Raw genomic sequence first — 13,404 nt, 5'->3', positions numbered from 1 at the left:
AACTTTAAAGTACACAAACGTTTTACCGGTATAAGGTTGTTATATAATCAGTTGCCACTTGTGGCCACGAAAAACGCATTTGCTCTGCGCTGTGCTTAATTTTATGCCATCTTTTAGGATTTTGCTTTTTAATTAAGAGAGTTTCGTCTAAACAGCTAATTAAATTACGCGTTTGCGTTGCCAACGTGTCTCCATTAAAGCTAAAACCATTTTCGTGGTGTTTAACAGTATCTTTTAATCCGCCAACACTGTGTACTAAACACGGTTGCCCCGCTCGCATTGCTAGCATTTGGCTAATACCACACGGTTCAAACGAGCTTGGCATTAAAAATAAGTCACCTAATTGATACATTAAATCGCCAACACCTTGCCCATATCCCTTCAAAAATAAAAGATTGGAATTACGCGCCATTGCTTTGGTAAATATGCTTTCGAGCTCTTTGTCACCCGAGCCGAGAATAATAAGTCTACCGTTATGTTCATTAATTAATTGGCACACTTTATCAATAGCTAAAACCCCATTAACCTGCTGGCACAATAACAACACTTTTTGTTCGGTAAGTCGGCCAACGCTTGTAACTAATGGACCGTTATTAACCGTTGCTTTAAATTGCTGTAGTCGTTGGTGGGCAATATAATAGCCACTTTGTAACTGCTCGCTATTTGCCATCCAAGTAAATAAAGTGCTCTCTGCTTGGCTATAAAAATCAGCGAGAGTTGCTCCTTCAAGTGCATTGATTGGATATTCGCAGCCATTTAAAATACCAACAAGCTTGCCTTGGCTTGATGCATTTTGCAGATCTTGCTCAAGCCCTTCGCCACCAAAAAAACCATGTGCGTAATTGCTAGGTTCAAGAACCTCTTGGCTGTAAGTTGGCGATACAACATGTATTTTATCGCATAGATTTATTGCACTGCGCATAGGATTAAAACAATGAGGGTAACGCGGGTCGCATAATTGCTGGCCATTATAACTAAGTGATGGAAACCAAGCCTCTAAGCTTGAATCATCATGTTTGAAAGGCCTTATCCCTTGCAGTGCAATATTATGCACTGTGAAGGCAATAGGTAAGGTATTAAGTGAGCTATAACGTGGCTCAAACTTAAGTAAAACTGCAACGCAGGCACTGTGCCAATCATGTAAATGCAGCGCTGTAGGGCGCTTTAATACACCTTGTAATAACGCTTCGCAGACGGCTGCGTTAAATAGAGCAAATTTAGTCGCATCAGTTGCAAAAGGCCTCCCGGGTGCATCATTACAATATACACTGCCTGATTCACTAAATAACGGGTGGCTAATAACAATTTGGCTTACATTATTTTCGGCTTGTTGTACTTTAAAAATGGTTAATACATGGGGTTGAGCATTAAATGCAACAGTTACTTCACCTACATAAATACGCTCAAGCGGCTCAAACCCGTAATCAGGAATAACAACATCAACCGTTATACCTTGCTTTGCGAGAGCCTTAGGTGCATCGCGTACTACATCTGCCACACCGCCTACTTTTGCGCCTGGTAACGCGTCATTTTCTGCTGCAACCATTAATACATGCATTAATTTATTATTTCCTTTAAACCTGTGTGAGCTTGCTCACAAATGAGCAAGCTATGTTGTCGTGCTTATCTAACTTGTTGTTACGCTAGCTTTTTATTTTCTCGCGCTTGGCGTTCTAACTTTTTTGCAAGCTCAGTGAGCATATCACGTGTAACAAGAACGATACCTTTTTTAGATACCCTAAAGCCGTTTTCTTCATCTGTTTTTTTGTCAAAACCGATTTCAAGACCCGCCGGTATTTCACAGCTTCTATCTATTATTGCGCGTTTAATTTTACAACCTCGGTTTATAACCGCACCGGGTAAAATAACCGACTGCTCAATGGTACAAAATGAGCGAACGTGAACGTTAGAAAACAACAGGGATTTTCTAACCGCAGAGCCCGAAATAATACACCCACCCGAGACTGTTGAGTCTAAAGCCATACCACGTCTATCTTCATCATCAAAAATAAACTTAGCAGGTGGTAGTTGCTCTTGATAAGTCCATATTGGCCACGTTGGATCGTATAAATCAAGTTGCGGCTCTGGCATTACCAATTCCATATTAGCTTCCCAGAACGAATCAAGCGTACCTACATCGCGCCAATAAGGTTGCCCTTCTTGGTTTGGATCTCTAAATGGGAAAGCAAACACATTATGCTCTTCTATAATCGCTGGAATAATATCATGACCAAAATCGCGTCCAGAGCCTTCATTCTCAGAATCTTTTTTAAGTTGCTCAAACAAAAATTCAGTATTAAATATGTAGTTCCCCATTGATGCTAAACATGTACCTGGCTTGCCGGGTACGGAGCTCGGCATTGCTGGTTTTTCATCAAAACGACACACTCTATTTTGCTCATCAACGGTCATTACACCAAACGTGTCTGCGGCTTCCTCTACTGGGACTTCAATACAACACACAGTCATATCTGCGCCTTTTTGCACATGTTCAGCCAATAAAGCACCATAGTCCATACGGTACACATGATCTCCAGACAAAATCATCACATATTTAGGAAGCTCGTGACGAATAATATCTATGTTTTGAAAAACAGCATCAGCGGTTCCACAATACCAATCATCACCTTGGCGCTGAGATGCAGGTAGTATTTCAACCGACTCTCCTAGCTCTTTTTTAAAGTGCCCCCATGCGCGGTTTACATGGCGTATTAATGAATGTGATTTATATTGTGTAGCAATACCAACACGTCTCACACCCGAGTTAATGCAGTTTGATAGTGGAAAATCGATAATTCGATGTTTACCACCAAAGTAAACTGCTGGCTTTGCTCGCCAATCGGTTAACTCATGCAGGCGAGAACCGCGACCGCCTGCCAGTATTAACGCGTAAGTTTCTCTGGTTAGGCTACTTATGTAGCGATTTGCATAATTAGGCATAATACTCTCTCCATTTAGTCTAGGCTGTTAGTGGCATGGCTTTTAGTTGTCGTTAAGTCTGTTTCACTAATATTGAGGGGTTCTAAATGCCAAATATCTTCACTGTATTGGCTTATGGTTCTGTCACTTGAAAACATACCACTGGCTGCTGTATTTAAAATACTCATTTGTGTCCAGTAGGTCTGATCTGCGTAAGCTTTATCAACTTCTTTTTGAGCTGCTACATAACTTTCAAAATCGTGAGCAACAAGCCATGGATCGTGCGGGCTCTTAATTGCATTTGTTATGTCGTCAAATAAGCATGGCTCAAATAAATTAAAATGCCCGCTCTCGAGTAATTGCATCACATTCTTTAAATCGCTATTTTGCGATATTAAATGCTGTGGATTATAACGTGATTTAATATCGTCAATTTCGTGCGCTTGTGCGCCAAACAAAAAGAAGTTATCAGCACCAACAGCATCTCTAATTTCAATGTTTGCGCCATCCAGCGTGCCTATTGTCAATGCACCATTCATCATAAATTTCATGTTGCCAGTACCAGACGCTTCTTTGCCTGCGGTAGATACTTGCTCTGAGAGGTCGGTTGCAGGACAAATAACTTCCATTGCGGTTACGTTGTAATTAGGTAAAAATGCGACGCGTAAATATGGCGCAGCTTGAGGATCTTTATTTATAACCTCTGCCACGTTATTAATAAGCTTAATAATTTTTTTAGCCATGTAATAACCTGGCGCTGCTTTACCACCTAATAGAACACAACGAGGAACAAGTCCTTGGGTATCCCCACGGCGAATACGGTCATATAAATGAATCACATGAAGTATGTTTAATAGCTGACGTTTGTATTCGTGGATACGTTTTACTTGTACGTCAAACATCATTGATACATCAAAATCGATATCGCAGCGCGCCTTAACTAAATCAACTAAACGTTGTTTGTTTTCACGTTTAGCATTTTGCCACTGCTCATGAAATGCCTTGTCGTCATAAAAACGACGTAGGTCACTAATTTTTGAGAAGTTTTTAACCCAGTCATGACCAATTTTTTCACCAATTAATTCACTTAATACTGGATTACAATGCGCAAGCCATCGACGAGGCGTTACACCATTTGTTTTGTTATTAAACTTATCTGGCCACAGTGCATAAAATTCTTTAAATAATCCCGCTTTTAACAGTTCGGTATGAAGTGCTGCTACGCCATTTACAGAGTAACTACCTACAATAGCTAAATAAGCCATACGAATTTGCGGCTCATCACCCTCTTCAATCAGTGACAATGCACGTTGCTTTTCAACATCTCCCGGCCATTGCTGTGCAACTTGTGCTAAAAAGCGTGCATTTATCTCGTAAACTATTTCTAAAATGCGTGGTAATAATTTTGAAAACAACGAAACAGACCATTTTTCAAGCGCTTCAGGAAGTAGCGTATGATTTGTATAGGCCATGGTTTTAGTTGTGATTTGCCACGCATCGTTCCAATCTAATTCGTAATCATCAATTAAAATACGCATTAGCTCTGCAACAGCAATGCTTGGATGCGTGTCGTTTAACTGAAAAACATGAAAATCAGCAAAGTCACTAAAGTTCTCGCCATGTTGGGAAACCCATTGGTCTACTACGTCTTGAATACTCGCCGATGATAAAAAGTATTGTTGGCGTAACCTAAGCTCCTTACCATTTTCGCTGCTGTCATTTGGATACAGCACCATGGTGATCTGTTCGGCTAGATTTTTTTGTGCGACGGCTTCTGAATAACTGCCCGCATTAAATTCGGTTAAATTAAATTCATCTGTTGCCTCTGATTTCCACAGACGTAGTGTATTTACGATATTGTTTTTATAACCAGGGACAGGTACATCGTACGGTACAGCTAATACATCTTGTGAGCCCATCCATTGACGGTGCTCTCTACCAAATTTATCTGTGTAACTTTGCACATAGCCACCAAACTTCACACGTTTTGCATGCTCTGGTGCGCTTAGCTCCCATGGATGTCCTTCACGTAGCCAGTTATCTGGTTGCTCAATTTGGTTACCATCTTTAATCGATTGATTAAACATGCCGTATTCGTATCGTAGGCCATAGCCAATAACAGGCAACGCTAAACTAGCACAGCTATCTAAAAAGCAGGCTGCAAGGCGTCCTAGCCCGCCATTTCCTAAGCCAGCGTCATGCTCGGCGTCTTCAATTGTTTCTATTGTTGTGCAGTACTCTTGTAGTGCTGAGCTTACTTGTTCATCTAAATCTAGATTTAAAACAGCATTACCTAGCGCACGCCCCATCAAAAACTCAAGAGAAAGGTAAGCCGTTTTGCGGCGTTTCTCTTGCTTAATTTGTTGATTCGTTTCTCTGCAGCGAGCCACAAGTCTGTCGCGAATAGTAAGCGCTAATGCGTGATACAAATAATGCTGCGATTCACCCACCTTATCTCGGCCGAGGGTATAATAAAAATGCCGTGTTAAGTCATCTTTAAGCGTACTTTCATCAATAACGGGCCCTTCTTGCCAGCCCTTTACTACACACACTTGATCACTTTGTTTAACCATGACTAACATCCTCTAAATTGGCACTAAAAACCCAACTACTTTGTGCTGAAATTTCAACCATCGCATCTTCATTACTGCTCACAGATGCATTATGTACACTTGATAGAATCATTTGCCACGGCGCATTAATTGGCGATGGGGGCATTTGACAAAAAATTGTTTTTTCACTGGCATTAAATACAATCAGCAATGCATGATTGTTTTGCTTATCAAGTAAGCTATACATTAAAAACTGCCTGGTATCTTCATGCCAGTGAGCATCAGTCATGGTTTTACCTTGTTCGGTAAACCACTTAACGGTAAAACGCTCGTCTATATCATCTAAAAATACACTGTGTTTAAACGCACTGTGCGCACGTCTAATTTTTAATGCATCATCAATAAATCGTGTTAACGAATGATTAAGTTGAGAATCTTTCCAGGCAAGCCAACTAGTGCGATTATTTTGGCAATAAGCATTGTTATTCCCCCCTTGCGAGTGCGCCATCTCGCTGCCAGCAGCAATCATGGGAACACCTTTTGAGAGAATTAAAGTAAGTAAAAAGTTCTTTTGTTGCTGTAAGCGCAGTGCGTTTATTTTAGAGTCGCTGGTAAAACCTTCTACCCCACAGTTAAACGAATGATTTGCACTGTGCCCATCTCGATTTTGCTCGCCATTAGCTTCGTTATGTTTATGCTCATAACTCACTAAATCAGCAAGGGTAAAACCATCATGACTCGTTATAAAATTAATACTATTGAGCGGCCCACGTTGGCTGTGCTCAAAAATATCAAACGATCCATGCAAACGTTTTGCAACGCTTGCAATAATGCCTGTTTCACTTTGCCAAAAACGTCTAATTACATCGCGATATTGATCGTTCCATTCTCGCCATGGCGGCGGAAATGCACCAAGCTGATAACCACCTGGGCCTATATCCCAAGGCTCACTTATTAACTTAACTTTGTTAAGCACAGGGTCTTGGGCAACTACTTGTAAAAAAGTATGTGCGGAGCTAAAGCCTGCTTTTGAGCGGCCTAAAATGGTCGCTAAATCAAACCTAAAACCATCAACTCCCATTACTTCAACCCAATAACGAAGGCTATCAAGTACAAGTTGCAGTGTTTTAGGGTGGTCAATATTTATGGTATTACCACAGCCGGTATCGTTTATATATACGTCAGGCTGGCCATCTACTGTGCGGTAATAGGCTAAGTTATCAAAGCCTCTAAGCGATAGTATAGGGCCATCCGCCCCTGCTTCAGCTGTATGGTTGTAAACAACATCTAATATGACTTCTATGTCTGCAGCATGGAACTCTTGCACCATTTGCTTAAACTCGTTTATATCGTCGTTTACCAAATAGTCTTTATGGGGCGTAAAAAAGTTAAGCGTGTTGTAACCCCAGTAGTTTTGCAAACCTTTCCCTGTTAAAAATTGCTCACTAATAAAAGAATGAACAGGCAAAAGCTCAACGGCTGTAACACCAAAGCTTTGTAAGTGTTCAATAAAGCTTGGGTGGCTTAACCCTAAAAACTTTCCTTGTAGAGGTTTAGGTATTTTAGGATGACGACACGTTGTACCTTTCACATGGCACTCATAAATAACCGTGTTTGACCAACGGTGGTTAGGCTTTTTATGCGTATACAACGTAGGAGCCGCTACTTTTGATTTAGGTATATCAATCGCATTATTTACAGTGCTTTTAGTACCGATTGGCATTTGCCCGTAGTGGCGTTCACTCCAAGTAAACTCGCCAAACAAGTCTTTTGCATATGGGTCTATCAGCAGCTTATTTTCGTTAAACAGTTGACCATTTTTAGGGTTATATTCACCCTCAACTCTAAAACCATAAAGCGCACCGGCGTTTAATGGCGAAATATGAATACTCCAAATACCCCCTTCGTTGATATTCATCGCCATTTTTAGTATTTCTGAATGGCCACTTTTATCAAACAGGCATACATAAGCTTGGCTCGCCCCAGGCGCATAAAGCGCGAAGTTGACCCCATTATCAATAACACTAGAGCCAAGTGGTTCTACATTACCGGGTGCTACATCAAATCGGTTACTCATCATCAACCTTTTGTAAATAAATAGTAGTTAAGCCACCAATGGCAATTGAAATACTGTGTTTAAAACCATGATTTGATTCGTTTATTGCTTGAACTATCTGCGATGAATCTTTAGTTACTTCAACGCCAGAGCCAAAAAACTGAGTATCGTCTGTATTTAAAACAACTTTATAACGCCCTTTACTCGGTACGCCAATAACGTAGTTTTCATATGACGCGGGGGTAAAATTAGCAATAACAACCACAAAGTTTTTTGCGTTTTTAGCATAGCGAACAAAGCTTAAAATGCTCTGCTGATTATTATTGTTATCTATCCAGGTAAAACCAGCCGCGCTCGAATCAAGCTCATACAACGCGGGTTGGTTTTTATAAACGGTATTGAGCGCTTTTACGGTGTGCTTTATACCGCTGTGGCTTTGGTGCTCAAGTAAATGCCAATCGATAGAATGATCGTGCCCCCACTCTTTTCGCTGTGCAATTTCACCGCCCATAAATAAGAGTTTTTTACCCGGGTGTGCCCACATAAATGCGTAATAAGCGCGTAAATTTGCAAATTTCTGCCAATCATCGCCTGGCATTTTTTCAATTAACGAGCCTTTACCATGTACTACCTCATCGTGGCTTAATGGCAATATATAGTTTTCGCTAAACGCGTATACCATCGAAAAAGTCATTTCGTGATGATGATGCTGACGATAAAGCGGGTCGTGCTGCATGTAATGCAAACTATCGTTCATCCAACCCATATTCCACTTATAACCAAAGCCTAAACCGTTGTGCTCAACACTTTGGGTGACACCCGGCCATGCTGTTGACTCCTCAGCCACCATCATAATGCCTGGGTTGTTTTTATAGCTGCGCATATTGACTTGCTTTAGGCACTCAATTGCACCTAAGTTTTCACGCCCACCGTAACAATTAGCAACCCACTCGCCTTCTTTTCGGCTGTAATCTAAATACAACATAGAGGCTACGGCATCTACACGCAGGCCATCTAAACCAAATTGATGTAGCCAATACATAGCATTTGATATTAAAAAGCTTTTAACTTCAGGACGGTCGTAGTTATAAATGTAGGTATTCCAATCAGGATGAAACCCTTGGCGCTTATCAGCATGCTCATATAAATGGGTGCCATCAAATCGATGTAAGCCATGCGGATCGCTGGGAAAATGCCCTGGTACCCAATCAAGTAAAATACCTAAATTAGCTTTGTGGCACTGCTCTACAAAGTATTTAAAGCTGTTGTAGTCGCCAAAGCGGCTGGTAGGTGCAAATAATCCAACAGGCTGATACCCCCACGAACCATCAAACGGGTATTCACTTATTGGCATAAGTTGCAGGTGAGTAAAATTCATTTCAAGAGCGTAGCTAACGAGTTTGTCGGCAAGCTCTGTGTAACTTAAATAACGGTTGTTTTCAGCGCGTTGCCATGAGCCTAAGTGCACTTCGTAAATACTAATTGGTGCATCAATATGGTTACGCTTTTGTCTGTTTTGAAGTGCCTGCTCGCCAAGCTTTATAGGTTCTGGTTTATACTGCAGTACACTTGCAGTGCCAGGTGCTTGTTGCATTTTAAATGCATAGGGGTCGGCTTTTTCGAGCACCTCTCCACTTTGCGCGGTAATTGCAAATTTGTAGCACATGTCAGCTTTAAGGCCTGGTACAAATAACTCCCATACACCACTTGCAGGATGAAAGCGCATAAAGTGGCGATTCGCTTGCCAAAAGTTAAACTCACCAATAATAGAGACACTTGCCGCATTAGGCGCCCATACACAAAAACGCACACCGTCTACGTTTTGTTGAGTACTAAAATGTGCACCAAAATGCGAGTAAGCATGTTCAAGGCTGCCTTCGTTAAATAAATACATTGCCTCTGCATCAAGTGTGCTTTCAAAGCTGTATTCATCATAAAAGGTAACGCTGCTATCTGTGTACTGAGCAATGCATTCATATGGCGCAGTGGGCAAAGCATCAACTTTGGCTATAAATAAGTCACTTTGTTGGTAGCGTTTCGCCTTAATAGTTTTATTATTTAATGTAACACTTACGCTTATTGCACAAGGTAGATAAAAACGAACTTCAACCTCAGCATCCGTTTTATGTGCCCCTAAGAAGCTAAATGGGTCTTTAAATCGCCCTGTATTTAATGCGTGTACTTGTGCATCGTAACTATTTTCATTAGTTGTACTGCTCATTTAACCTTTCCTTATTGAATCGATAGCAGCTAAAAGTGAGGCATTTTTGGTAAAAATTTCTTCACTGGTATGCGTTAATACACGTCGCCAATTAGGATATTCTTTATCTGTTCCGGGGATATTGACCGGATACTTCTGCTCATCTAAGTCATCTATTTGTATTGCAAATAAACGCGATTGAGAGCCTGCTAAACACAATGCAAGTGCGCTATAAACAGTCACTGCTTCACTATGTAATAAAAGCTCAGTTGTATTGCCATGGTGATTAATAAAACGTAGTAACCTTTGTTGCTCTTCTATTCGCTGTTGCTTTTGTTGCTCGTATTCATTGCAAGTTATAAGCTTATATTGTTGCTTAATATCTAAATCATCATGTTGCCACCAGCCTGTAAATGGAGGGACATCGTGATTGGCTATCATTAACAAACAATGTGTTGCTAGCTCATCTACCGATAAAAACTCTCCACTGTGTTGTTTCTCAAAATAAAATAAGCTGTTGGAAAAAATACCGCTATATGCCAAAGCTTCCCTAACCTCTGGCGGTACGATGCCTAAATCTTCACCAATAACAATACTCTGATTAATATGCGATTCAATTTTTAAAATGGCAAGTAAATGCTCAAACGGATAATAAACATAACAGCCGCCTTGTTCGCCATTGCTTTCAAAGCACCACCATAGGCGCCTAATAGCCATTACGTGGTCAATTCGAAGTCCACCTACGTTTTGCATGTTTGCGCGAATGAGCGAGCGGTAAAATTGGTAGTGATTATTGCTAAGGCTTTGGGGATTGAGGGCTGGGAGGCCCCAATTTTGACCTGCTTCAGCCCATGGATCGGGTGGAGCGCCTACACTTGCACCTTGGCTAAACAACGATTGCTGATTTTTAAATTCAGCCCCATCGCCAGCACAACCAACAGCTAAGTCGTTTATTAAGCCAATAGCCATGCCTCTCTCTGCGCAACTTTTTTGACACAGTGCCAGTTGCATATGCGCTTGCCATTGCAGGTAATAAGCAAATGTTAGGTTATCTGATTCGAGGGTATTTAACGTAGTAGAATGAGTATTACAAAAATCAGTAAACGCTTGGCGACGCTCATCACTTGCCGTTAATTCAAACTGATTATAAAGCGCTTCAAATAACGTATACTTTATACGACTTACATTTTCATAATCTATAAACTGATCATTACTTTTAATAAGTGCAGCGACATCATCTTGCTGCATAATGGCGTCAAGGTTTTCGTTATTTATTGCGTCTTCGCTTAGTACGATAGAAATATAAAGAGGATTTAATAAAGCGCGACTATTAGGGCTATAAGGACTGGCTCGCTCTGGCATATCAGCGAATAGCAAATGCAGTGGATTAAGTAATATGTAATCCATGTTTTGGGAGCTGCATAGTTTTGTAAGCGCTAATAAATCGTCAAAGTCGCCAATACCCAAATTCGCTCTATTTTTTAATGTGTAAAGCTGAATAGATAATCCCGTGCGCTTTGTGTCTTCCACTTGATAGACTTGCTCAGGCACGCACCAAATTTGTGTAATAGCGTGTTGCTCACCTACCTGAACATTAGCGTCATGATAGCCAATTGGCATATTATCAATGGGTAGTGCCAGCTCAATATAGCGAACGCCATGCATGTAATATTCACCAGTGACAGCCAAGTTATAAAGGTTATCAAATGCTAAATGCATTCCAAGTGAAGGGACATCAATGTTAGCGGCTAAATATTGCTGACGTTCATCTATACGAAGCTTTAACAAACATGCAGTTTGCTCAACTAAACTCACACTAGGTACTAAATCAAGCCAAAGCGATGCATCTAAATCATAAGTTAGTTGAGCTATTCCTGCTTCATTATTTGTATCAACACCACAACATTGCAAAGCACGTTTACGCGTTTCTTCGCTAAAAAATACCTGTTCACCTGTATACTTAGTGAATTCAAAGCCAATACCATGCAGGTAAAACAACTGCGAAAGAGCATCCATTGAATCGCCTTAATTAGTGCGTTGAGTATTTACTATGCTGTTTTCTGTGCCAAATGTATTGCCGATATAACCGTCAGCTTGATGGTCGTTATCCCAAATGTCTCCATTAATCAGATAACGAAAGTGAAATTGTTGATCGATAGGTAAGCGTTGCTTAAATTTAAACACACCTTGTTTTTTATAAAGCTTCATTGGCACTGGTTGCCAATCATTAAATTCACCTAATAAGCAAACTTCTTCTGCCTCTGGATGAGAAAATTCAAAAGTAACTTCAGCTTCATCTTTTGTTTTAAAAAAACGTTTATTCAACATAGCAGGCTCCAACTAAACCAAAAAGGGTACTTAATCTTTGCCACAGGCCATACAACTAAACAAAAAGGCGATGTGGTAACCATCTAAAAATCATTAAACGTGTTATTAGTTAAACAAAACTTTATTTACGCTTTATTACAGTGCAAATAATATTTCAATTACACCAAAAAGGTGCATTAACCTTATATACAATACGCTTTAAATGATACTTAACATACAGAGCAATATTCAAACCAACAAACTATTAAAAACCTCATTAGTTCAATATATAAATATTTATAGCTGCAAATATCCGAAGAAAATTTAAAATCCTAAATTACTTTTTTTATATTACTTCATCATGGATAATACACATCATTCTAATACTCTGAAATATCATTAATTTCATGTTGAAAAAAACCATTTTAATAACTACCACCATCATTTTTTTAGTTGTAGCTGCATTTATTGGTACCTCAATTTATACCCTATACAGTAAAAAAGAAATCTCAGTTGATCCTAAATTAAAAGAAATATCAGGAATAGAATTTGATAAACAGCAACGTTTATGGGCTATTAACGACGGAGGCAACGAACCAAAGCTATATAGACTCAATAAAGACGGTTCTATTGCTAAAGAAATTTTAGTTGAAAACGCTAAAAACATTGATTGGGAAGACATGACCCAAAACAAATTTGGGCATTTCTTTTTAGGCGATTTTGGTAATAACAAAAACGATCGTAGATGGCTCACTATTTATAAAATAGAAAACCCGATAGATATAAAAACAGATACGACTCAAGCAGAAATAATTAAGTTTACCTACCCCGAAATGGATGGCACTCCTATAAAGCCTAATAACCGTAATTTTGATTTAGAGGCATTTGTAGCTCTAGGACGTCACTTATATTTATTTACTAAAAACCGCACAGAACCATTTGATGGTATTACTAAGGTTTATAAAGTGGGCGATCATGCCGCTAATTTTAAAGCCGAGTTAATAGATTCATTTAAAACATGTACCACTTTAGAAAAGCTATGCTGGATAACATCGGCTGCTTTAAGCCCTGATCGTAAAAAGCTGATATTACTTGATTCAACCAGTATTTGGTTATTCGAAAATTTTGAGGGTGATAAGTTTTTTTCTGGCGATGTATCAAAAATTGACTTAGGAATAGTAACTCAAAAAGAGGCTGTCACTTTTTTTGATGACAATACTATTGTATTTACAGATGAAGAGTTTAAAGGTATTGGCGGTAATGCTTATTTTATAAAGCTTGATGAAGCCAAAAAAGAAATTATAAGAAAAAAGCCGACCTCAGAAAAAGTACATCCATAATATAATGTTAGCTAAGCAAAAGTTCCAAAG

8 protein-coding genes are annotated in these 13,404 nt (G+C 39.7%); 1 reads left to right on the top strand and 7 read right to left on the bottom strand.

The features are described from left to right. Positions 1 to 22: 22 nt before the first annotated feature. The 7 genes from H4J63_RS00725 to H4J63_RS00695 all read right to left on the bottom strand — a co-directional run bounded on the left by H4J63_RS00725 (position 23) and on the right by H4J63_RS00695 (position 12,055). Positions 23 to 1,558 (bottom strand): glycogen synthase, encoded by a 1,536-nt coding sequence (locus H4J63_RS00725; protein WP_182193811.1) that lies wholly within the window; start codon positions 1,556 to 1,558, stop codon positions 23 to 25. An 80-nt stretch (positions 1,559 to 1,638) separates the two neighbouring features. Next, on the bottom strand, positions 1,639 to 2,940 hold the full coding sequence (gene glgC, locus H4J63_RS00720; protein WP_182193809.1) for a glucose-1-phosphate adenylyltransferase: 1,302 nt from the start codon (positions 2,938 to 2,940) through the stop codon (positions 1,639 to 1,641). 14 nt (positions 2,941 to 2,954) lie between these two features. Next, a complete protein-coding gene (locus H4J63_RS00715; RefSeq protein WP_182193807.1) occupies positions 2,955 to 5,492 on the bottom strand; it encodes a glycogen/starch/alpha-glucan phosphorylase in 2,538 nt (845 codons plus the stop codon). Beyond that, on the bottom strand, positions 5,485 to 7,548 hold the full coding sequence (gene glgX, locus H4J63_RS00710) for a glycogen debranching protein GlgX (protein ID WP_182193805.1): 2,064 nt from the start codon (positions 7,546 to 7,548) through the stop codon (positions 5,485 to 5,487). Before glgX ends, H4J63_RS00715 begins: the two co-directional genes overlap by 8 nt. Continuing rightward, positions 7,541 to 9,748, bottom strand: a complete 2,208-nt coding sequence (glgB, locus tag H4J63_RS00705; protein ID WP_182193803.1) for a 1,4-alpha-glucan branching protein GlgB — start codon at positions 9,746 to 9,748, stop codon at positions 7,541 to 7,543. Before glgB ends, glgX begins: the two co-directional genes overlap by 8 nt. Next, positions 9,749 to 11,743: a 4-alpha-glucanotransferase gene (malQ, locus tag H4J63_RS00700; protein ID WP_182193801.1), complete on the bottom strand. Its 1,995-nt coding sequence runs from the start codon at positions 11,741 to 11,743 to the stop codon at positions 9,749 to 9,751. 9 nt (positions 11,744 to 11,752) lie between these two features. Beyond that, positions 11,753 to 12,055 carry an isoamylase early set domain-containing protein gene (locus tag H4J63_RS00695; protein WP_002958606.1) on the bottom strand — a complete coding sequence of 101 codons (303 nt, stop codon included), beginning with the start codon at positions 12,053 to 12,055 and terminating at the stop codon, positions 11,753 to 11,755. Positions 12,056 to 12,441: 386 nt separating this feature from the next. Here H4J63_RS00695 and H4J63_RS00690 point away from each other — a divergent pair, with 386 nt between their 5' ends. Next, positions 12,442 to 13,374: a hypothetical protein gene (locus H4J63_RS00690; protein WP_039487606.1), complete on the top strand. Its 933-nt coding sequence runs from the start codon at positions 12,442 to 12,444 to the stop codon at positions 13,372 to 13,374. Positions 13,375 to 13,404: the final 30 nt, after the last annotated feature.

It is taken from the genome of Pseudoalteromonas sp. 5Ae-yellow, from assembly GCF_014077565.1.
Classification (GTDB): domain Bacteria; phylum Pseudomonadota; class Gammaproteobacteria; order Enterobacterales; family Alteromonadaceae; genus Pseudoalteromonas.
Note: the sequence above shows the minus strand (reverse complement) of the source record. Positions and strands in the feature narration are given on the sequence as shown.